Source organism: Turicimonas sp. TL08, from assembly GCF_054660695.1.
Window position 1 is genome coordinate 1 of record NZ_BAAGDP010000033.1, and the last position, 21895, is coordinate 21895.

The window sequence follows — 21895 nt, forward strand, 5'->3', positions numbered from 1 at the left end:
TCTTTGCCACTAAGTACACACGATACGTATTTACCAAACAGATATTGGACGCACTGAAAATAATTTTTCCCTCAGTTTGTAATGATTTTGAAGCTGACTTAGTAGAGTTTGATGGCGAAAAATATCATGTTCATTTGTTAATTACTTACCCACCTAAAGTCTCTATATCTCGTTCAGTCAATTCTCTGAAAGGAGTATCGGGCCGTCTTATTCGAAAAAAGAAATATCCCTCCATTCCTAGCATGTTATGGGGGGATGCTCTCTGGTCGCCCTCATATTTCATCGCAAGTTGTGGAGGCTCCCCTACTTCGATTATCAACCAGAACATTGAACAGCAGAATACGCCTGACTGAAAAAATTTTAGATTTGGCCCTTATATCACCGTCCTAAAGAACGGTGTTTTACGGGTCGGTCTGATAAACATTTCTTAACATTATTTGGAAATTCTTTTAAATTTATTTAAAAAATAATAAGTTACTTTAAATCAAAAGCTGATAAAATTACACTTTTAGTCTTGTCTCTGCTGCAACAACTTGCAAGCTTAAAAAATCGGTGCTAATATTCGCACCAGCTTAAGACAAGCACTCGACATTTGCTGCGGGGTGGAGCAGTCTGGTAGCTCGTCGGGCTCATAACCCGAAGGTCGTAGGTTCAAATCCTGCCCCCGCTACCAATTTCAATAGCAAATGTACATCACTGAACCGCGAAGGCCGTTCAGTTTTATTTTATCCAATTTAAATCACCCCTTTATCTGTCCCTCCTTCAGAGGTCTTTCTTAGTGGTTGCCAGAATCTTTTACCTCTTCAGTCGTAGATTAATAGTGCTATAAGCATAAGCAATCACTATATAATTCATCGCTTACTAATTGATAAATAAAATAAAAACGAGTAGTTACATGTCATTAGCCTCACTCCATAAACAATTTAATAAGACATTCTTGGCCTATGGGAAGCCTCTTTTCGGATTTTTCGTTTGTGTCGGCCTGCTCATAGTTCTTATCCAAAACGTCAGCCTTTTAACTTTATGTGCAGGAGTCTGTCTATTTTTGTTTGCCATGATGCTGCTTCAGGAGAGTTTCAAGATCCTTTCCGGTGGTGTTTTGGATGTTTTCTTAGATAAAGTTGCTAATACGAATTACAAGTCGTTCTTATTCGGTTTTACAGTCAGTTCTTTGGTGCAGTCTAGCGGGCTGGCTACGGTTATAGCGATTTCTTTCTTGAGTGCGGGATTAATGGCCTTGCAGTCCGGCATTGCCATGGTCTACGGCATCAATTTATCTACCGCAGGTTCTGCTTGGCTTGTCGGCTACTTCGGTTTAAAAACGAAGATTTCTTTATATGCCATGCCCTTGATTATCTTCGGCTTGGGATTTTTTATCAGTAAAAACAAGAAAATTAAAGGATTTGGCCTTTTTCTCTTATCTCTCGGCCTTCTGTTCTTGGGCATTTCCTATATGAAAGAAGGTTTTGAGAACTTCAAAGACACCTTTGATATCTCTCAATTTCAGATGGAGGGTCTCGCCGGGCTTCTTCTTTATACCTTGATTGGCTTCGGCGTCACGGTTATTACTCAGTCTTCCCATGCAACCTTAACTTTAGCGTTAGCTGCCTTAGCCGTCGGACAAGTATCTTATGAAAACGCTATTGGTGTAGCTATCGGGGCAAACGTCGGATCTACCATTATGGCCGTAATCGGCTCCATCAATTCCAATATTGAAGGAAAGAAGATTACGGTAACCCATGTGTTTTTTAACTGTTTTGCAGCTTTAATGGCTATTGTGTTCTTCAAGCTGTATTTAATAGCTGTGGACTATCTTTGTGCTTGGGTAGGTATCGCTGAGAATGATTATGTCTTAAAACTCGCCATGTTCACAACGCTGTTTAACGTTATAGGCGTCATCGTTCTTTATCCGTTTATTTCTCAGATGGAAAACTTTCTTAATAAGTACGTTAAGCCCTCAGAAAGTAAAGATGATGAAGTCAAACCGATGTTCCTCAGTGATGAGGTCTTACAGTTCAGTGACAGTGCTCTTCAGTCGGTGACATTAGAAAGTATTCGTCTTTTAGAAGGTACGCTGGGCTTAATCGCTAAAGTGATTAGTTTCCAGCCGGAAGATGTCCAGTCTCAAGAAGAAATCCCTACGGTTCTTTCTCAGAGGAATCAGCCGAATGACTTTGAGTTTGACGCGGCATATCACAAGGAATTTAAAGGTTTGTACTCCAGCATTATTGAATTTGCCGTAAGAGCCGGCTATGAGGCTTCGACTCCGGAAAGAAATACTATCTTTATGGATATCAGACGCGCAAACCTTTATATGGCTTCAGCCGTTAAAGAAGCCAGTCAACTTCAAACCAATATCAACAAATTCGGTTTCTCGAACAACGGCTACATACGTGCAGAATATGCAGCCATGCGCAGAAATCTATTGAGACTGTTGCGTAATGTTCATTCCATTACTCAGGCTACGACAATAGAGGAAATTGATCAGATTCAGCGTGAAATTTTAGAAAACAGCGAAAAATTCGATGTTGTTTCTTCAAGCTCTTTGGATACCTTAATTCGTAACCACTGTATTTCAGATTCTGTTGCTACTTCGATCATGAATGACAACGCAATCTCCCGTAATTTGGCTAAAAACTTATATGATGTTATTGAGTTGCTATTTAAGACTAACCCGGTAGCATTGGGAGAGTAAGGCCATAAAAAATGAGCGAAGAATCTGAATTAAAGTTTTGTTCCGCGTGCGGTGCTCCTCTGGAAATCAAAATTCCGGAGGGAGACACGAGGCAGAGGCACGTCTGCACCAAGTGCGGCCAAATTCATTATGAAAATCCTCATAATATCGTTGGCACCGTGCCTGTCTATGACGGGAAAGTCCTCTTGTGCCGCCGGGCGATTGATCCTTGTTTCGGAAAATGGAATCTGCCTGCCGGCCATCAAGAAATGAAGGAAGGCACGATGGCCGGAGCTCTCCGTGAAACCAAAGAGGAAGCAGGAGCAGAGTTAACAAACGTGCGCCCTTTTATGCTTTTAGATGTTCCGTTTGCTTCGGGGACACATATTTATTTCATTGGTGACGTTGTCAATCCTGACTGCAAACCGGGTCCGGAAACTTTAGAACAAAGATTCTTTTCCGAAGAAGAAATTCCCTGGGACAAAATAGCTTTTAATTCCGTTAAAAGAGCGTTGAAATGTTATTTCTCCGATCTCAAGAAAGGCTCTATCGGATTTCATTACGAAATCAAAGAAAAACCGGGGAAAGAATAATTGAGATTCGACCGAACAAATCTTTTTACTTTTGAGCCCGGAGAAGCTTTTCCCGAACTTCCGTTGGGTTTCGGGTTGCCGGATGAAATAGTTTGCGTAACGCGCCATCTGGAGTGGGAAAGACTGCCAATTGCATACTCTCAAGGGATTTTTCCTTGGTATGAGGAAGGACAGCCTGTGTTCTGGTGGATGACAGACCCTCGAATGGTTTTACAAACTAAAAACTTTAAAGTCAGCCATTCCCTAAAGAAAAGACTCAAGAGAGCTCTTCAATTTAAATATGAAGATAAAGAAATTGTTTTGAAGCTTGATTCGTGCACGAAAAAAGTTATTGAATCTTGTGCTCAGCCAAGAAAAGGTCAGGACGGAACTTGGATTACGGATGAAATCCTGCAAAGCTATCTGGCTCTTGCCGAGCGAAATTTGGTTCATTCCGTGGAAGTACTGATTAATCAAGAACTATTGGGCGGACTTTATGGGGTTAGTCTCGGAAGGATGTTCTACGGGGAATCAATGTTCTCTAAAGAAAGCGATCTTTCCAAGGTTGCTCTTTCTCTTTTAGTGAGTATTTGTATGAAAGAAGATATTCCTTGGATTGATTGCCAGCAGGAAACCTCGCATTTAAAAAGTCTGGGAGCCTTCCCTATTCCTCTTTCAGAATTTAAGAAGCATCTCAAAGAATATTGCTCTTTGCAGCCTGTCAATTGGGATGCTTATCGCGGTGTGCCATTAAACGATCTTTTGGAGAAGGTGTTATGAGCGATCTTACTCAAGAAAATAAAGATCTTCCTGAATGTCTTGCTCCCGAATGGCTCGGTTCAACCGGGGAATTTACCTGTAGCTATGACAAGAGCAGAACGGAATGCCTTCTCGTTGCTATTCCTTCTCCCGGTACGAGAATCGGCAAACAATGTGCCACTCTTCTTTCTTCCTTCGGATTCCGAAGAAGCGGCGTAAATCTTTATCGCCCGCATTGTCCCGGCTGCGAAAAATGTATATCTGTCAGGCTTAAGGTTGGTGACTTTAAACCAAACCGGACATTTAATAAGTGTCTAAAGAAAAACGCAGATCTTTCTATGACGGTTACAGCGCCGGCGAATACCGCTGAATATCTCCAACTTTTAAAAACCTATCTTTCCGTACGCCACAAGAGTGACGAAGAAGAGGAAGAAACGACGAAAGACGATTTTCAGAAATATTATGTAAATACCGTCGGAGAAACTGAGTTTTTTGAATACCGAGATAAATTAGGAAAACTAGTGATGGTTTCCATTACGGATATCTTCTCGGACGGACTCTCGGCGGTTTATACCTTTTATGATCCGGCGGAGATGAAACGATCACCCGGCACCTATGCCATTCTTCGTCAAATCGAAGAAACGAAAAAGAGAGGCTTGCCCTATTTATACTTAGGGTTTTGGATTGATGATGTTCCTAACATGAGTTACAAAACAAAATTCCAGCCCTTGGAAGTTTTTGTACAGGAACAATGGAAAGAATTTCAAGATTGCAACGATAGTTATTTAAATCAGGAAAAGGAAGATTATGAACTCCCTCTATAAACTGGCGAAGACAGCCCTTTTCAGATTTACTCCTGAACAAGCGCACCATATTATTATGTCCAATCTGGACTGGATTACACAGCTTGGAGTTCACAAGCTCGTAACACGTCCGGTTCCTGAAGATCCCATTAATGTCATGGGACTAAGATTTCCTAACTGTATTGGACTTGCCGCCGGTATGGATAAGGACGGAGAACATGTGACAGCTTTCGGAGCATTAGGATTCGGAAGCGTTGAGATTGGTACCGTGACACCGAAAGGCCAACCCGGTAATCCGAAACCAAGATGCTTCCGTCTTGTCGAGGACGATGCCATTCTTAACAGAATGGGATTTAATAACGTCGGCGCCATTCAGGTTGCGAAAAACCTACAGAGTGCCCGCGCTTTCCGTAACCGCGGCGGAATTTTAGGCGTCAATATCGGCAAAAACAAAGTAACTCCTAACGACTTAGCTATCGACGATTACATGAAGTGTATGGATCGCCTCTACATGTCAGGTGATTACATTGCTATCAATATTTCCTCTCCGAATACTCCGAATTTGCGAGATTTACAGGCTGAGGAAGAACTGAATAAGCTTTTAGCTGCTATTGCAGCGAAGAGAAAAGAGCTACAGGCAGCTAATAAAGATCATTACGTCCCTATCGCTGTAAAACTCGCTCCGGATCTTTCTGACGACGGGATTAAAAAAGCTTTGGATGTGATTGTTGAAAATGGAATGGACGGCGTTATCTGTACCAACACCACTATTTCCAGAGAAGCCATCCTTGGTCATCCGCTGGAAAAAGAACCGGGTGGTTTGTCCGGCCGTCCTCTGATGGAAAGATCTACAGAAGTTACGCGTCTGGCGTCCGAGCATCTCAAAGGTGCTCTTCCGATTATTGCTAGCGGCGGCGTAATGAGCGCCTCGGATGCCGTTGAAAAAATGGAAGCGGGAGCTTCAATTGTTCAGCTCTACACCGGCTTTATTTTTGAAGGTCCGGAGTTAGTGGCCGATTGCGTTCAGGCAATTGCTCAATGGAGAGCTAACCATCAAACATCATGCCCAGTATCCGAACCTTCATCGCCATCCCCTGCCCCATAGAGGTTCAGGAAAGGCTAGCTAAATTCGGAGAGGAGATTGCCGAGGTAAATCCTAAGGCTCGTCTGATTTCACCGTTTAATTACCATATTACTTTGGCTTATATCGGTGAAACAGACACCTCAAGGGTCAATGAGATTAAAGATCTTCTTTCTTTTAAGTGGGAAGCTGAGAGTTTTTGGGAAATTAACCGGCTTGGTGCATTCTCGACACATAAGATCGTTTATGCTGCCGGCCCTTTCTCTCCTGCTATCGAAGCCTTGGGTGAAAAAGTTAGAAGACTTCTTCGTCAAAACGGTTTCTCTTTTGATGACAAACCTCTTCGGCCTCATATTTCTTTGGCTAGAAAAGCTTCCGTTGTGCCAGAAATCAGCTTTGAACCTATTTACATGTCAATAGAAAAACCGGAACTTTTTCAGTCCGGCATCAAAATTAATAATAAACTGACTTACATTAAACTTTAATCCGGAAAAAGTCATGGATATCGTAACCCGCCCTGGATTTTGGAATATCCCCGTATGGGCCATTATCGCCATTTATGTTCTTGGTCTCACCGCCTGCGTCATCTGCGGGCTGGGCATCTATAAGTCTTATCTTCTATGGAAAGCAGGCAAGCCGTTTGCCGTGGATCCAGAAACTAAGAGACGTTGGGGTTTTATCAAAACCGAAGCTCTGAGACAAAAGAGAATTACCCGCAAACCTCTCGGAAGCTGGCTTCATTTCTGGATTTTCTGGGGTTTTGTCTTTTTATTCTTCGGTACCGTCATTGCAGTTTTAGACTGGGATATCGGAAAGTTAATATTCGGTCAGCAGTTCCTAGCCGGAGGAACTTACTATTTCTACAAGTTTGTTCTTGATATTGCCGGTGTGGTCTGCCTGATCGGTCTCGGAATGGCCTTCTACCGCCGTTTTGTTAAAGGCGGAAAACAATTTGAAAAGTCCGGCCGTTTTCTGATGATCTTAGGATCTTTGGCACTTATTATCATCACCGGATACATTGTAGAGGCTCTCCGTCTGGCTGCTGAAAAACCTGAATATGCGGTTTATTCTCCTGTCGGGAACTTCCTAGCTACCGTCTTTTATTCCGGCATGAGCCAAGAACAGCTTCATTCCCAGCATTTCATTCTTTGGTTATTCCACGGCATTATCGCTTTGATTTTTGTTGCCTTGATCCCAAGCACCTATTTTGCTCATATGTACAAGTCTCCGACGAGTATTTATTGGCAAAAAACAAAGCCGAGAGGCAATATCCCAAGAATTGCCGAAATTGAAGAACAGGAAAGCTTCGGAATTTCCAAATTCAACCAATTTAATTGGCAGTTCCGTTTGAATTTTGATGCTTGTACCGAATGCGGACGCTGCACAGCGGTTTGTCCCGTCAACCGTGCCGGCGGACCTTTGGATCCCCGCGAAATAATACTTTCGCTTAAAAAGACAATGCATGGGGACTACAAGACGATTGACGAACCGCTTATCGGAAACGCCGTTTCTAAAGATGCTTTGTTGGCATGTACAACCTGCGGGGCTTGTGTTGAACAATGTCCTTCGAGGATTGAAATCGGCGGTGCGATTATGCAGATGAGACGTTCCATTGCAATGGAAGAAGGACATTTCGCGCCGGGCGTTGCCAAGACTCTGCAGAATATTTCGAGTGTCGGCAATCCATGGGGGCTGGATCCGGATGAAAGATTCAAATGGGCCGAGGGTCTTGACGTCCCGTTTGCTAAGGAAGGAGAACACTATGACCTACTTTACTGGGTTGGATGTTCCGCTTCCTATGACAAACGCAATCAGAAGATTGCCAAAGCAATGATCAAGATTCTGAAAGCTTCCGGATTAAGTTTTGCCGTTATGCAGGAAGAATCCTGCAACGCAGAATTAGCTCGAAGAGTCGGCGAAGAGTATTTGTTTGAATGCCAGACTTTGATGAACATAGAAAATCTGAGAAAGTACACATTCAGCAGAATTGTTGCTCACTGTCCTCACTGCTTCAACACCTTGAAGAACGACTTCCCGGATTACGAAGGCGGAAAATTCAACGTTATCTCTCATGTCAGATTCATTGCCGAACAGCTGGACGCAGGCCGTCTGCCTTTAGTTAATGACGGAGAGGAAGAAACATTCGCCATTCACGACGCCTGCTATTTGGCACGCTACAACCAAATTATTAACGCACCGAGATTCATCATTGATAAGATTAAAAATCTTGATTACGTTAATCCGAAGGAATGGGGATGCAACACCACCTGCTGCGGTGCCGGCGGCGGTCAATTCTGGAGCGAAAACGATAAGGGCGAGAGACTTAACGTTATTAGACTCAAAGCTATCGTTAACGATACGGGAGCAAAGAATATCGCTACCTCTTGTCCTTTCTGTTTATCCATGTTTGATTCTGCAAAATCTCAGGATACTTCACTATCTGAAATTCAATTGTCAGATATTGCAGAAATAGTTGCAAAACATATAAAATAATTCCACGGCCGTGCTCGGACACGGCCTTTTTACGGAAGACAGTAATTAATATGGAAAACAACTCCAGCAAAGCGAATATTCAGGTGTTAGACCGCGCAAGCTGCATTCTGCGTGTCTTAACTCAACACTCTGAGCCGGTAAATCTAAAAGTTATCGCTGAGGAAACGAATCTTCATATCTCGACCTGTCACCGTATCATCACCGACTTAGTAAAACTGCGTTTCGTTGAAAAGGGCCTCACCTCCGGAACGTACCGTCTCGGCCTGCGTCTTCTTCAGCTCGGCAATCTAGTCAGAGAAAGAATGTCCGTTCGTGAAAAAGCCAGAAACTCTATGGTCAAGCTCCACAATTTGACCAAACAGACGGTTAATCTTTCTATTCGTCAAGGCGACTCTATCGTCTACATTGACAGAATCATGCGTGAAAGACCGGGAATTCAAGTAGTCAGAACCATTGGGGCTACAGCTCCATTACATACAACGAGTTCCGGCAAGCTCTTTTTAGCTGAAGACGGATTTGAAAAAATCCGCGGCTACGCTCTTAGAACTAATCTGGAAAAGAACACGCCTAAATCCATTGGGGACATTGATACGCTTCTAGCCGAAGTATCTCGTGTAAAGGCTTTAGGTTTTGCCCATGATGTTGAAGAGCTAGAAACCGGCGTTCACTGTATTGCCGCCGGTATTCGAGATGACTCCGGAAAGCTCGTCGCCTGCCTTTCCATCTCTTCGCCGGTAAGTCAAATGCAGGACGTCTGGATTAGCGAACTGAAACATTGTGCAGACGATATTTCCGAACACCTTGGGTTTGTGGCGACACCCGGTGAATTGTACGTTCGCCCTGATTTCAAGTAATACGTAATAGAAATTAGTTTTTTTCCTCTGAATAGAGGCGAGCCCATATCGAACAAAACATTCGGGTAACTACTAACTCCTTCTTATAATTCATCCACCAATTATGAAGGAGGATGTCATGTCAATTTCTCGTAGAACTATTCTGTCCGGTATTGCGGCCAGCGGTTTATTAGCACCTGTAGTTGCTTCCGCTGCCGGGGCGGATCCTGCTCCGGCCCAAGCTCCTACAGCAGCACCAAAAAATAAGAAGATTCTTTTTGTTTTAACTAGCTGCAATAAAATTCCTGAAACCGGCAATCCTACAGGTTATTTTTATTCTGAAGTCAGCCATCCTTGGAAAGTTTTAACTGATGCCGGATACGAAATTGACTTTGTCACTCCAAAAGGGGGCGAACCAACAGCAGAAGGTTTTGATCCTAAAGATCCCGTCAATATGGAATTTAAGAATAATGCACAGTATCAAGCAAAATTAGCCAATACGCTTAAACCTGCTGAAGTTGTTCCTTCCGATTACTGCGGCATGTATTACGCAGGCGGACACGGTGCCATGTGGGATTTGCCGAATAATCCTGAGCTTCAAAATATTTGCGGCACCATTTACACCAATGGAGGCGTAATCGGTGCTGTTTGCCATGGCCCAGCCGGCTTAGTCAACGTGAAACTTCCTAACGGGCAGTATTTGGTCTCCGGTAAGAACGTAAACTGCTTCACAAATTCTGAAGAAGATGCTGTCGGCATGAGCAACGTTGTCCCATTTGCTCTTGAAACAGCCATTCGCGACAGAGGCGGTATTTTCCAGAGATCCGATAACTTCCAGTCTCACGTTGTCACAAATGATCGCTTAGTAACAGGTCAGAATCCCGCTTCCGCAGCATGCGTAGGCTATGGAATGTTGTCCTGCATGTAATTAAATTTATTAAAAACTTGGACTACTCCGCATCCAAGTTTTTAATGATGAGCGCCTCATTGTATGGTTTGCATGGGGCGCTTTTTAATAGTGTCCTCTGCACTGCGCTATTTCGATTCCGTCTTCGCGAACTCTGTAAACCAAGCGATGTTCTTTGTCTATTCTTCGACTCCAAAATCCAAATAGATTTCCTTTTAAAGGTTCTGGCTTTCCTGTGCCAGAGAAAGGGTCACGCATCACTTCTTTAATAAGAGAATTGAGTTTTGAGAATTTTTTAGGGTCTAATTTTTTCCATTCGAAATACCCAAGCCAGCATCGTCATGCCAAATGAGCATGTTATCCTTCAATTAAATCATGGAGTTGTACATGTCGACGCTCATTTAGATCTTTAGCAACTTTTTCCAATTGCCGCATATTCCTTTCACCAAAAAAAGGATCGGCCATGGGACGGACGGCAAACCATTTTCCCGCACCATTTGATGAAGGAACATACGAACTGCTTGAGTTAAATCAAGTCCCATGCTTTCAGCAACAATTTGGGCTTGCGCTTTAAGCTTATCGTCAATTCTCACCTGCAGATTAGCCATTTTTTCAGTCCTTATTCATTACTGAATCATTACTACTGTAATTACTTGACTTACATTAGTAAATATTACTTATTTTTCCTAAAATACAGAAATTGAGTCGTTGCGTTTTTAGGTTTTCCAAGTAAAAAAAAGACCTGAAACCCATGATTTCAAGTCCAATCGACCACTAAACCTGAGGGAATTTTGTGGCTTAAACGGTCTAAATACTACGAAATTTAAGAAAACATCCTTGTTCCCCTTAATTAACCCCGGATTTCTTCATAATGCGTTTATTGGCTCGGTCTTAGCATCTTGAGAATCCTGTTATTCTTGGAGAAAGACGAAGGACGCAGCCATAACGTATGACATCCGCACCCTCAACAATGAATAAATTCCCTTCCACCCACAGCTTCTTGACTTACACGAAATTCGTCTAAAACCGGTCAAATTCCGGTGGAACTTGTTCCACTCCGTTGCTCCTAACTCCCACGGATTGAATGTTTCTCAACATAATCTGCAATTCCTGCATATCTTTTTCCTTTCACCATTGAATTCCTGTCTGGTTTTATTTTTGGTACCGATTAACGCAGGTTTCCGTACTTTTCCATAGTGACAACAGATGAGATAGAAGTAATAATTTTTTCATATCCCAAATCACACCAACCCCAATCAAGTACTCAAAAAAGGAGTAACTAAATATGCTTTCAAGGAGAGACTTCTTAAAAGCAGGTACAGCTGTAGGTTTACCTTGCTCACCTCTCGCTTCTGCAGTCGCTCAAGCACTTCCCGAAATCGAATCAAGTTCTTGGTGCGCCTGCGTCATTAATTGCGGACAACGCTGCCCGGTCCGCTGCTTCACCAAAAAAGGCCAGGTTATCAGAATCGAAACTGATAACTCATTGCCTGATGCAACCCCATCTCCAAGACAACTTCGCGCCTGCCAGCGCGGACGCTCCATGAGAGAAAGAATCTATTCGGAAGATCGTCTTAAATATCCGATGAAACGCGTCGGTGAAAGAGGAGAAGGAAAATTCGAAAGAATCTCGTGGGATGAAGCCGTTAAAACTATCGCTGACAACTGGAAGAGAATCCGCGATCAATACGGTAATGATGCGATTTATTGGCAGTATTGCTCCGGCCAACAATCTATTGTCAGCTCCCGCAGAGCTTGGCAGCGTCTGATGAATTTAATGGGCGGATTCTTAAAGTATTACGGTTCTTACTCTAATGCTCAGCTCAGCGAAGCTCTTCCCTATCTGTTAGGTGGACGTCCCGCTTCTATGCCGTCCGAAGTTGCTAACTCTAATCTTTACGTATTGTTCGGCAATAATCCTTCTTCTACAAGACCTTCCGGCGGAGGTAAAGGCTATCAAATCGATATGGCAGTTACTAAACATATGCCGAAGGTTATTGTTATTGATCCGGCCTTTACGGATACCGCAGCTACTAAGGCAGACCAATGGATTCCAATCCGTCCTGGAACAGATGCCGCTTTAGTTGCTGCTCTCGCCTATCAATGGATTAACAAGAATCAGGTTGATCAGGACTTCTTGGATAAATATTGCGTCGGATATGACGAAAAAACGCTTCCGGCTTCTGCTCCGAAGAACTCCGATTACAAGTCCTACATCCTTGGAAACGGACCTGACAAACAGCCTAAGACTCCTGAATGGGCATCAAAGATTACCGGTATCCCTGTCAAGACTATTGTGGATTTAGCCGAAGAAATGGCTTCAACAAAGCCGCTCTTCGTCTCTCAGGGATGGGGTCCGCAGCGTCAAGCAAATGGTGAGCATACCTGCCGTGCCATTTCTATGGTCCCAATCCTCTTAGGACAAATCGGTCTGCCGGGCACAAACGCCGGTGAACACGAAGGCAATACTCCGTTCCCCGCCGTGTATCTGCCTGTCGGTAAGAACCCGGTCAAAGCCACTATTCCGGTTTATATGTGGACTGACGCAATTTTGAGAGGTAAGGAAATGTCCCGCACCACTGACGGTGTTAAGGGCGTTGAAAAACTTTCTCAGAATATCAAGATGATCATTAACTCCGGCGGCAATACCATGATTAACCAGCATGGCGACTGCAACTGGACGGATAAAGTTCTCAGAAACGAAAAAGACTTGGAATTCTTAGTTGTCTGCGACAACATGATGACTCCAAGTTGCCGTTACGCAGACATTCTTCTCCCGGATACTTTGGGACCTGAAACCGTTGATATGGCTTGCCAAGGCGGCAGCCACGGCGACGTAGCATGTATGCTCGCTATCCAGAAAGCTGTTGAGCCGCAGTTTGAACAGAAACCGTCCTGGGAAATCTGTCGTTTGATCGCAAAAGAACTCGGTTTAGAAGACGCCTATACCGAAGGAAAATCTCAAGAAGATTGGGTTCGCTGGTGCTATAACGAAACCCGCAAGAAAGTGCCTGAACTTCCTGAATTCGATGTGTTCTGGAAAGACGGTATGGCTAAAGTCTGGAACAGAAGAAAAGATACCATCGCTCTTGAAGCATTCCGAAAGGATCCGGTCGCTAACAAGATCAAGACTCCATCCGGCAAGATTGAAATCTATTCCGAAGCCCTTGCCAATAGAGTTAAAGACTGGACGCTTCCGGAGGGAGACATCATTTCTCCGATTCCTGTTTTCTACAGCACTTGGGATATGCCGGGAGATCCACTCGAGAAGAAATATCCGCTTCAGTGTTTCGGATATCACGGTCACGGAAGAATTCACTCTACCTTCCACAATCTCCCGAGACTTAGAGATGTTCATCCCGACAGCGTTATCATGAATACTCTTGATGCTGAGGCTAGAGGAATTAAAGACGGAGATAAAGTTTATATCTTCAACGACAGAGGAACCGTTCTTCTGCCTGCCAGAGTCACTCCGCGCATTATGCCGGGCGTCTGTACTATCCCGCAGGGCGCTTGGTTCAAACCGGAAACTATCAACGGACAAGTTGTTGACGTCGGCGGATGTATTAATACATTGACCAACCACCGCCCGAGCTCTTTGGCTAAGGGCAACGCTCAGCACAACATTCTTGTTGAAATTCGCAAAGCTTAATAACGGGAGAACAAAATGGCACAAAAAGGATTTTTTATTGATCTGTCCCGTTGCACAGGCTGCAGAACCTGCACAATTGCATGCGCGGACCTCAAGAACACACCTATCGGACTTTATAACCGCACGGTAAATGAATACGAAGGCGGCGGATGGAAGAAAGACAAAGACGGTCTCTGGTCTCCGGAAAAAGTTTTTGCTTACTATCTTTCATTGGGATGCAATCAATGTTCAGATCCGGCTTGCGTGAAAGTATGTCCGACAAAAGCACATTACAAACGTGCTGAAGACGGCATCGTTCTCGTCGATCTTAACAAGTGCATTGGATGCGGAGCTTGCGCCGCTGCTTGTCCGTACGGTGCTCCTAAACTTAATCCAAAAGCCCATAAAATTCAAAAATGCGATGCTTGCGTAGACAGAACCTCTATCGGTTTGCAGCCGGTATGCGTTGAAGCCTGCGTAGACAGAGCTATTGAATTCGGTGATATTGAAGAGTTAAGAAAGAAACACGGTACTCTTGCTTCCGTGGCTCCACTTCCTGATCCGGCCAAAACAAAACCGAATCTTGTTATTAAAGCTGGCAAAACAGCTCAGCAAACGGGATTTGAAGGCGGCTCGGTTCATAAATTCTAATTAGTCCGCATATGGATAGAGCCGGGACTTCCCGGCTCTATCTAATTAATTAAAAAGAAAGATTATTTGGCAGCTTCAGCTTCTGCTTCGCTTTCTTCCTCAAATTTCTTTTCTTCTTCCGCTTTACCAAGACGGTGCATGCAGTATCTGACGATACTTCCGGCCATTACCGCATTACTGTCAAATACTTTTCCAAGATGGTCCGTCATTGCTCTGACAGCAATTTCATCGTCTGAGGTCATGATGACGGCTTCAATTTTGTGATTAAGAATCTTAGCGGTCTCAATCACTTTTCTTCTTAAAATGTCATCTCTGAAATTCAGAATGACCATGGCAGCATCCTGGACATGGGCCTGAATGAGAATTGCAGGATCAATGGCATCTCCACATACTGCCTTCAATCCGTTTTTACGAAGATCTTCAACGATGTTGCGGTCTTTTTCAACAATGACAAACGGAACTTTTCTCTCGGACAAATCCTTCGCAATGTGTTCGCATACCTTGTTATATCCGACAAGAACCATGTGTCCTCTCAAATACTTGGATTCTTCTTCATCAGGCATGACGGAAAGAGGATCAGACTTAGCATCAAGAACCCGTGCGTATTTCCAGCGTTTTTTCATCAAGTTTCTGAGCGGTTCAACCAGGGCAAATACAACCGGGTTAAATGCAATGGAAATAATGGCTCCTGCCAAGACTAAGCTCATACCCTCTTGAGGTAAAAGTCCGAGACTCACACCAAGTCCGGCAAGAATAAATGAGAATTCACCAATCTGCGCTAAGGAGGCCGCTACGGTCAGTGCAGTATGCAGCGGGTAACGGAAAAGCATTACCAATCCGAAAGCTACCAAAGATTTTCCCAGAATAATAATGGCCAGAACTGCTAATAAATGAAGCGGTTTATCGACCAAAATCATCGGGTCAAACATCATGCCGACGCCGACAAAGAAGATGACGGAGAAAGCATCTCTTAACGGCAAGGATTCCATGGCTGCCCGATGAGCGTATTTGGATTCTCTCATCACCATACCGGAGAAGAAAGCGCCCAAAGCAAAGGAGACGGAGAAGACTTCGGAGGCCCCGTAGGCAATGCCGATGGCAACTGCCAGTACGCACAAAGTAAAGAGTTCACGCGAACCGGTTTTTGCTACCTGCCAAAGAAGCCATGGAAGAACCCTTTTTCCTACCACAAGCATTAGGAAAATAAACAAAGCAACACGGCCGACGGTCCATGCAATGATTTCCCATAAAGGAGTAGCAGATTCAACAGACTGAACTGCTTCGGCTCCAAGCATTGGAGCAAGCGGAGGCAAAAGCACCAAAATTAAAACCGTCATGATGTCTTCGACCACAAGCCAACCTACCGCTATCTGTCCGTCATGACTTTCTAATATTCCTTTTGTCTCTAAAGCTTTCAGAAGCACTACAGTTGACGCGCAGGAAAGACATAAACCGAAAACCAAAGACTGACCGTATGTCCATCCCCAATAATGTGCAACCAGCAAACCAAGTCCTGTAGCCAATCCCATTTGTGCTACTGCGCCCGGGACGGCAATATATTTGACTCGCATTAAATCGGATAATGAAAAATGCAGGCCCACGCCGAACATCAGCAGCATTACACCGATTTCAGAGAGCTGGGAGGCAATATTGATGTCTGCAACAAAGCCGGGAGTGGCCGGGGAAACGATTACCCCGGCTAAAAGATAGCCTACTAATGCCGGAATCTTGAATTTTTCAGCGATAAAGCCAAAAACAAGAGCTATTCCAAAACCGGCGGCTAATGTCGAGATTAGAGTAAAACTATGTTCCATTACTTTATTTTTCCATGCTGTCAGTGGGTTTATTCGAAGAGCGCATCAATCTTTCATGCTGAGTAGACTTTTCAACTGTTCTTTCTTCGTCTGCTACTAAATCATCAAGCATATCTTTCGCTTTCTCTTCCGCCTCTTCTTCTTTTCTCTTGGAGTGTCCTCCGGAGCTGTATTTCGTAAATGAATATATAGAGTATTGTGCAATTCTCAACGCTAAAGCCGTTGAAGCTTGAACCACAATTCCAAGGTTTTCGGATCTTAAATGATCTGCTTCCGTATCTGTCACGGCACGGATAATAATCTCAATATCAGGATTCAAAATTTTTGCTGCGGCAATAGCCTTACGGCTTTCTAATTCATCCGAGATAGTTAGGACTAATTGAGCAGAGTTTTGAACGTGAGCCTGTAAAAGTGTTGCCGGATCCGTGCAATCCCCCTGGATGGCAACAAAACCCTGTTTTCTAAGGGTGCTGATAACCTCATCTTGTTTATCTACTACGACAAACGGAATTTTTTGTTTTGTCAAAATTTCGCACACTTTTCTTCCGATAGAGGAATATCCGACAATGACAACGTGACGAAGAAGTTTTCTGCTTTCAACTTCATCGGGCATTGTGGATTGAGGATCTAAACGAGCCGCCGCCGTTCTGGCAAAACGAAAATGTTTGCACAGCAACTCTGCCACCGGTCTGGCCACGGAAAAAGAAATTGGATTGAGAGCAATAGTTAAAATGGCAGCCGCCAATACTAAATTCATACCTTCTTTAGTCAGCAGACCCAACGACACTCCTAATGTTCCGAGGATGAAAGAGAATTCACCAATCTGACCGAGGCAGCATGCCAGCGTGACTGCCGTATGAAGCGGATAGCGGAATAGAAGGACGGTTCCGAATGCAATCAATGGGTTAACAATAAGAATTAAGAAGAGAATTCCCAATAAATAGAATGGATGCTCAAGAATTGCTGACGGGTCAAACAACATGCCGACACCGACAAAGAAGATGACCGAGAAGGCATCGCGCAGAGGTAAGGATTCAACGGCAGCTCTGTGGGCGTATTGAGATTCTCTCATCACCATTCCGGCAAAGAAGGCTCCCAAGGCAAAAGAAACGCTGAAAATCTCGGAAGCTCCGTAGGCAATTCCGATTGCAACTGCTAAAACACACAAAGTAAATAATTCGCGTGAACCGGTCTTGGCGACTTGCCATAAGAGCCATGGAAGAACCCGTTTGCCGATGACAAGCATCAAGATGATAAAAGCGGCAACGCGGGCTACGGTTTCCACGATTAACCGCCAAAGGGGAAGATCGGAAGTTGCGCTGTGTCCTCCCAACAAAGAAGCCAAGGGAGGAAGAAGAACGAGCATCAGCACCGTCACCATATCCTGCACGACAAGCCAGCCGACAGCCACCCTTCCGTCAAAACCTTCAAGAAGGCTTCTAGCTTCCAAAGCTTTAAGAACAACGACGGTAGAAGCGCAGCTCAAGCACATCCCGAGGATAACGCATTGTCCGATTGGCCAACCCCAAAGGTGCGCCATCATAATTGCACAAAAGGCCGAGAGTGCCATTTGGCATACTGCCCCGGGGACAACTAGTTTTTTAACTTTGAGAAGATCCGAGAGTGAGAAGTTAAGACCTACCCCGAACATCAGGAGCATCACGCCGAGCTCTGAAAGCTGCTCGGCTAAACCAAGGTCAACATTAAAACCGTAAAGATTCGGAGAAACAATAATGCCGGCAACCAGGTAGCCGACGAGAGCGGGGAATTTGAGTTTTTCTGCAATAAACCCCAAAATTAGTGCAACTCCGAAAGCAATTGCTACAGTTGATATTAGAGTAATGCTATTATCCATTTTTACGGGTTTACCCTTCTAATTAAAGACCCACCTATTTTAATTTTTTTTCAATCTCTTAGGAACAAAAGTGGCCAAAAATTGGATTGCAAACGCAAATACGACATTTGAACAACTCATTTTGATTATTCAGGCAGTTGCTCTTCTTATCATCACTGTGGCAACGGGTGTAGCCATTGTGGCAGAAGGCTATGAAATGTTTTCCAGTAAGACCATCGGCCTGGCTAATTTACTTTTGCTGTTCTTATTCATCGAAATTTTGTCCATGGTTCGACAGTACGCTTTAGGTCAGCACGAATTAAAACTTAAAACTCCTCTCGTGATTACTGTTGTTGCAGTGGCCAGATATCTCATCATCAATATGGAACACTTAACGAGCAAATGGATCCTTCTTACCTCGGTATCTATCTTAATTCTCACGGTAGCCCTTCTTATCTCCAGAAAGATTCGCGGAATGCACGATGATGAGGTAGAAGAAAAAATGTTCGAACAAAAGCTTCAAAACAGCTTAAGTAAACCTGATAAATAAGGTTTTTATGGGACAAATGAGGGACAATCCCTAACTATCTGTTTCAATTTGTTAGATATAGAATAAGGGTATGCCCTGTAACACAGGGTGTGCCCTTAAATATTTTCCGTTTGGAAATAGGAGATCTAACAGATGAAAATCACCAAACTTTCTGCCGCATTGTTGGTTGCCGGTTTTGCCTTTGGCGCCCAAGCCGCAACATATCAGCCGGGAACATACACAGAAAAAGTTAACGGCCACAATGCAGCATTTACCGTAAAGGTTACTGTCAGCAAAAACAAAATTGAAAAAATCGAATACCCTGACAACCTTGAAACCATTGGTGTCGGCCGTGTTGCTCTTGATAAATTAAGCAAGAAGATCATCGACAGACAATCTCTTGGCGTAGACAACGTAACAGGCGCAACAATTTCATCTTTCGCGTTGAAAGGCGCCGTGAAGAAAGCATTGGAACAGGCAAAAGTTTCCAAAGCCGACATGGCTGCTCTCCAGAAGAACTCTGAAAAGTACACTGCCCTTCCTGACGAAATCAAAACACAAGTCATTATTGTCGGCGGCGGCGGATCCGGTTTAGCAGCTGCTATCGCTGCTCAACAGGCCGGTGCCAAAGTTATCGTTCTTGAAAAACTTGGTTTGTTAGGCGGTTCTACAAACGTCTCTGAAGGCGCTTTGAACGCCGCTGACCCGGAACGTCAAGGCAAACAAGGCATTGAAGACTCTATTCAGAAACACTATGAACAAACAATGAAGGGCGGCCATGATATCGGCACACCTGAATTGGTTCATTATTTAACTGAAAATGCTCTTCCGACATTGCACTGGATGGAATCCCTCGGCGTTAAATTCAAACCGGAAGTCGGTACTGCTACAGGCGCTCTCTGGCAGCGTTCTCACTATCCTGTCACACCGAGCGGCAACAGCTATATCCGCGTATATCAAAAATATATTGCTGATCACGCCAAAGACATGACTGTTTATACAGACATGAACGTTGAATCTTTGATCAAAGACAAAAACGGCAGAATCATCGGTGTAACTGCAAAAGACGGCCACACCGGCAAAGTCACTAAGTTCATGGCTTCCAACGGTGTTGTAGTAGCAACAGGCGGTTTCGGTGCTAACGTTGCTTTGCGTCAGAAAGTTAATACCGGCGTATTCAAAGACTACGACCTCGGAAAAGGCATCGGCTGCACAAACTTCTCTAAATCCGCTCAAGGTGCCGGCATTGAAATGGGCGAAAAAGTCGGTGCAAACGTTATCGGCATGTCCGACATTCAGGTTCACCCATGCGGAACACCGGGTACCGGTTTGATGGAAATGGTTCGTACCTCCGGACGCAACCGTGTATTCATCAACGAACAAGGCAACCGTTTCGTTAACGAAGGTGCAGCCCGCGACGTATTGGCAAAGGCAATCTTCGCTCAGCCACATTCCACATACTATGTCTTAGTCAACCATCTCCGTTATCCATCTCTTGACTGGGTTGATGCCAACGGCGCCAAGATGAAAGACATGATCGACTTAGGCCGTGTAGTTTCTGCTCCAACTCTGGATGAATTGGCCAAGAAACTGAACATGCCTGTTGAAAATCTTAAGAAATCTATTGCTGACTACAATGCAGTTGTAGAAGGCAAAGCTAAAGATGCTCTTGGATTCCAGGCCAACAACAAGGCTGATAAGGTTATGACTGAAGGCCCATGGTATGCCTGCAAGAAGGTCCCAACCGTTCACCATACAATGGGCGGCTTGCAGATCAATACTAAGGCTCAGGTTCTTGATAAGAACGGCAAGGTTATTCCGGGTCTCTACGCAGCCGGCGAAACAACCGGCGGTATCCACGGTTCTAACCGTTTAGGCGGCAACGCTATTGCTGACATTATGGTCTTTGGCCGTACTGCCGGTACAAATGCCGCACAGAATAAGTAATTCTGTAAATTAACTCCTTGAAATCGCTCCCGGTTCTTGCCGGGAGTTTTTTATAGGCGAGACACTGCATGAGACTTACCTACAGTGTCATTCCACAAGAGTCCTTTAGAATCTAAATTCGCCCGCTAAGAAAAAGCTTTTTCGCTTATTGAATCCGACTTCAGTAAGAATATTGAAGTGTTTTCCTACCTCATAGCGTGCACCGACCAACATATTCCACGGAGACTTCAAATGCTGCTTAACGTGGAACTCTCCTTCCCCTTTAGAATTGACCGCATTGATCAATCCTTGAAGTTTAGGAGAGAAGTCAAGATTGGAAAGCTTGCCGTTAAAGTTTTGGGTGACATCTTGGTACATCGTGCCAACCCAGAGACTAAGCTTTCCTTCCGGCCAATTAATGCTTTCAACCCCGGAAACATTGAATCGATAACCGAAGCGAGGTGCTAAAGTAAAGGCTTTGATGTTGCCGGTAATGATATCCAATTGGGTTTTGGTGTAATTCATGTCCAGTAAACCAAACCAATTTCCATAACCGCCCGCTAAAGTGAGACCGCCTCCGTAAGTTTTTCCTTTAAATTTCAGAACAAAATCTAAATCATCCATTCCACCCATCCCCTGAATAACCTTATCTACAAAAGGAGTAGGAGATGACACGGAAATCTTGGAAAGCGAGCGCCCTTTCGTTCTTCCAAAGACGCCATAGACATTCATAAAGGGAAATACCCAAGTATCCAGCCTTAAAGTTTCAGTATGACTTTTTTGCTTTGTACTTTTAACTCCAATTTCAAAAATATCGGATGGGATCGGAGTGTATTTCGGACGGAAGGGATATTTAAAAGAAGGAAGATTCATTCCTAACCCGCTGAATTTAATGTCCTCTACTACGATATCTTGTTTCATATGCATGTAATTGACATTAACTCCGAAGGGTTCCGGAAGCTCATATCCTCTTTCCTTAGCCTCTTTGCCAAAGAAAGGCAGCAGCCTATCTCTGCTCTCGCTCCCCTCACTGTTGAGGTTCTTTTCTTGCTCAACGCGCTTTGCGGTTTCCTGTGCATGGACCTGCGAAAAAAGGATCATTGCAGAACAGGCAAGCGATAACGCCAATAATTTTTTTAAATTCACAATCCGCTCCAGAGCAGAAAAAGAGAAATCTCTTTAGAAGTCATTAAACAAAACAATAATAGAAACGCTAAGTTCTTGAATGTTTTTAACGTAACTAATTTGGATACATTGGTTTTTGACATCCTCCTCTTCGTGAACGAAGAGGATTCCCTACCACCACTACAACAGCCGTAGCCTATTGTTGTAGAAGGTCTCGTTGGGTTCCTGCTGACAACGGCCTTACTGCACCGTTCATTTCACAG

At 44.1% G+C, this 21895-nt stretch carries 18 protein-coding genes, 1 tRNA gene and 1 pseudogene; 15 read left to right on the top strand and 5 right to left on the bottom strand.

Annotated elements, in window-relative coordinates; all coding sequences use genetic code 11:
- The 11 genes from tnpA to ACYQ4O_RS12020 all read left to right on the top strand — a co-directional run.
- Positions 1-353 (top strand): IS200/IS605 family transposase (gene tnpA / locus ACYQ4O_RS11970; RefSeq protein ID WP_460175760.1); only part of this gene is annotated, 353 nt, incomplete at its 5' end.
- 243 nt (positions 354-596) lie between these two features.
- Positions 597-673: transfer RNA gene (locus ACYQ4O_RS11975), tRNA-Met, on the top strand.
- Between the two features lie 222 nt (positions 674-895).
- On the top strand, positions 896-2695 hold the full coding sequence (locus ACYQ4O_RS11980) for a Na/Pi cotransporter family protein (protein ID WP_308515165.1): 1800 nt from the start codon (positions 896-898) through the stop codon (positions 2693-2695).
- An 11-nt stretch (positions 2696-2706) separates the two neighbouring features.
- Positions 2707-3267 (top strand): NUDIX hydrolase, encoded by a 561-nt coding sequence (locus ACYQ4O_RS11985; protein ID WP_308515168.1) that lies wholly within the window; start codon positions 2707-2709, stop codon positions 3265-3267.
- A complete protein-coding gene (gene aat, locus ACYQ4O_RS11990; RefSeq protein ID WP_460175761.1) occupies positions 3268-4026 on the top strand; it encodes a leucyl/phenylalanyl-tRNA--protein transferase in 759 nt (252 codons plus the stop codon).
- Positions 4023-4829 (top strand): arginyltransferase, encoded by an 807-nt coding sequence (locus ACYQ4O_RS11995; RefSeq protein ID WP_460175762.1) that lies wholly within the window; start codon positions 4023-4025, stop codon positions 4827-4829. Before aat ends, ACYQ4O_RS11995 begins: the two co-directional genes overlap by 4 nt.
- Positions 4813-5913, top strand: coding sequence for a quinone-dependent dihydroorotate dehydrogenase (locus tag ACYQ4O_RS12000; RefSeq protein WP_308515078.1), 1101 nt, complete (start codon positions 4813-4815; stop codon positions 5911-5913). The genes ACYQ4O_RS11995 and ACYQ4O_RS12000 overlap by 17 nt, the downstream gene beginning before the upstream one ends.
- Positions 5871-6374 (top strand): RNA 2',3'-cyclic phosphodiesterase, encoded by a 504-nt coding sequence (thpR, locus tag ACYQ4O_RS12005; protein WP_460175763.1) that lies wholly within the window; start codon positions 5871-5873, stop codon positions 6372-6374. Before ACYQ4O_RS12000 ends, thpR begins: the two co-directional genes overlap by 43 nt.
- Positions 6375-6387: 13 nt before the next feature.
- Positions 6388-8382 (top strand): heterodisulfide reductase-related iron-sulfur binding cluster, encoded by a 1995-nt coding sequence (locus ACYQ4O_RS12010; RefSeq protein WP_460175764.1) that lies wholly within the window; start codon positions 6388-6390, stop codon positions 8380-8382.
- A gap of 44 nt (positions 8383-8426) precedes the next feature.
- The gene (locus ACYQ4O_RS12015; protein ID WP_369910919.1) at positions 8427-9236 is read left to right on the top strand and encodes an IclR family transcriptional regulator; all 810 of its coding nucleotides are present in this window, start codon (positions 8427-8429) and stop codon (positions 9234-9236) included.
- 118 nt (positions 9237-9354) lie between these two features.
- On the top strand, positions 9355-10143 hold the full coding sequence (locus ACYQ4O_RS12020; RefSeq protein ID WP_460175765.1) for a type 1 glutamine amidotransferase domain-containing protein: 789 nt from the start codon (positions 9355-9357) through the stop codon (positions 10141-10143).
- Between the two features lie 84 nt (positions 10144-10227).
- Here ACYQ4O_RS12020 and ACYQ4O_RS12025 read toward each other — a convergent pair.
- Positions 10228-10443 (bottom strand): annotated as a pseudogene (locus ACYQ4O_RS12025) (Txe/YoeB family addiction module toxin); the annotation flags it as partial.
- An 80-nt stretch (positions 10444-10523) separates the two neighbouring features.
- Positions 10524-10730 (bottom strand): type II toxin-antitoxin system RelB/DinJ family antitoxin, encoded by a 207-nt coding sequence (locus ACYQ4O_RS12030; protein ID WP_460175766.1) that lies wholly within the window; start codon positions 10728-10730, stop codon positions 10524-10526.
- Between the two features lie 677 nt (positions 10731-11407).
- Here ACYQ4O_RS12030 and ACYQ4O_RS12035 point away from each other — a divergent pair.
- Both ACYQ4O_RS12035 and ACYQ4O_RS12040 read left to right on the top strand, forming a co-directional pair.
- Positions 11408-13774, top strand: a complete 2367-nt coding sequence (locus ACYQ4O_RS12035) for a DMSO/selenate family reductase complex A subunit (RefSeq protein WP_460175767.1) — start codon at positions 11408-11410, stop codon at positions 13772-13774.
- A gap of 15 nt (positions 13775-13789) precedes the next feature.
- Positions 13790-14404, top strand: a complete 615-nt coding sequence (locus ACYQ4O_RS12040; protein ID WP_460175768.1) for a DMSO/selenate family reductase complex B subunit — start codon at positions 13790-13792, stop codon at positions 14402-14404.
- 62 nt (positions 14405-14466) lie between these two features.
- On the opposite strand, the gene ACYQ4O_RS12045 is transcribed toward ACYQ4O_RS12040, so the two are convergent.
- Both ACYQ4O_RS12045 and ACYQ4O_RS12050 read right to left on the bottom strand, forming a co-directional pair.
- Positions 14467-16218, bottom strand: coding sequence for a cation:proton antiporter domain-containing protein (locus tag ACYQ4O_RS12045; RefSeq protein WP_460175769.1), 1752 nt, complete (start codon positions 16216-16218; stop codon positions 14467-14469).
- A gap of 4 nt (positions 16219-16222) precedes the next feature.
- Positions 16223-18073 carry a cation:proton antiporter gene (locus tag ACYQ4O_RS12050; RefSeq protein ID WP_460175770.1) on the bottom strand — a complete coding sequence of 617 codons (1851 nt, stop codon included), beginning with the start codon at positions 18071-18073 and terminating at the stop codon, positions 16223-16225.
- Positions 18074-18143: 70 nt separating this feature from the next.
- Between ACYQ4O_RS12050 and ACYQ4O_RS12055 the strand changes: the two genes are divergently transcribed.
- Both ACYQ4O_RS12055 and ACYQ4O_RS12060 read left to right on the top strand, forming a co-directional pair.
- On the top strand, positions 18144-18602 hold the full coding sequence (locus ACYQ4O_RS12055) for a phosphate-starvation-inducible PsiE family protein (protein ID WP_308515190.1): 459 nt from the start codon (positions 18144-18146) through the stop codon (positions 18600-18602).
- 132 nt (positions 18603-18734) lie between these two features.
- The gene (locus tag ACYQ4O_RS12060) at positions 18735-20528 is read left to right on the top strand and encodes a flavocytochrome c (protein ID WP_460175771.1); all 1794 of its coding nucleotides are present in this window, start codon (positions 18735-18737) and stop codon (positions 20526-20528) included.
- Positions 20529-20633: 105 nt separating this feature from the next.
- Here ACYQ4O_RS12060 and ACYQ4O_RS12065 read toward each other — a convergent pair whose 3' ends face one another.
- On the bottom strand, positions 20634-21653 hold the full coding sequence (locus ACYQ4O_RS12065; RefSeq protein ID WP_308515186.1) for a hypothetical protein: 1020 nt from the start codon (positions 21651-21653) through the stop codon (positions 20634-20636).
- Between the last annotated feature and the right edge of the window lie 242 nt (positions 21654-21895).

Coding starts and splice junctions, on each gene's coding strand:
- ACYQ4O_RS12020 (WP_460175765.1), top strand. CDS start 9,355: ATGTCAATTTCTCGTAGAACTATTCTGTCCGGTATTGCGGCCAGCGGT.
- thpR (WP_460175763.1), top strand. CDS start 5,871: ATGCCCAGTATCCGAACCTTCATCGCCATCCCCTGCCCCATAGAGGTT.
- ACYQ4O_RS11985 (WP_308515168.1), top strand. CDS start 2,707: ATGAGCGAAGAATCTGAATTAAAGTTTTGTTCCGCGTGCGGTGCTCCT.
- ACYQ4O_RS12035 (WP_460175767.1), top strand. CDS start 11,408: ATGCTTTCAAGGAGAGACTTCTTAAAAGCAGGTACAGCTGTAGGTTTA.
- ACYQ4O_RS12010 (WP_460175764.1), top strand. CDS start 6,388: ATGGATATCGTAACCCGCCCTGGATTTTGGAATATCCCCGTATGGGCC.
- ACYQ4O_RS12060 (WP_460175771.1), top strand. CDS start 18,735: ATGAAAATCACCAAACTTTCTGCCGCATTGTTGGTTGCCGGTTTTGCC.
- ACYQ4O_RS12045 (WP_460175769.1), bottom strand. CDS start 16,218: ATGGAACATAGTTTTACTCTAATCTCGACATTAGCCGCCGGTTTTGGA.
- ACYQ4O_RS12030 (WP_460175766.1), bottom strand. CDS start 10,730: ATGGCTAATCTGCAGGTGAGAATTGACGATAAGCTTAAAGCGCAAGCC.
- ACYQ4O_RS12000 (WP_308515078.1), top strand. CDS start 4,813: ATGAACTCCCTCTATAAACTGGCGAAGACAGCCCTTTTCAGATTTACT.
- ACYQ4O_RS11995 (WP_460175762.1), top strand. CDS start 4,023: ATGAGCGATCTTACTCAAGAAAATAAAGATCTTCCTGAATGTCTTGCT.
- ACYQ4O_RS12050 (WP_460175770.1), bottom strand. CDS start 18,073: ATGGATAATAGCATTACTCTAATATCAACTGTAGCAATTGCTTTCGGA.
- ACYQ4O_RS11980 (WP_308515165.1), top strand. CDS start 896: ATGTCATTAGCCTCACTCCATAAACAATTTAATAAGACATTCTTGGCC.
- ACYQ4O_RS12040 (WP_460175768.1), top strand. CDS start 13,790: ATGGCACAAAAAGGATTTTTTATTGATCTGTCCCGTTGCACAGGCTGC.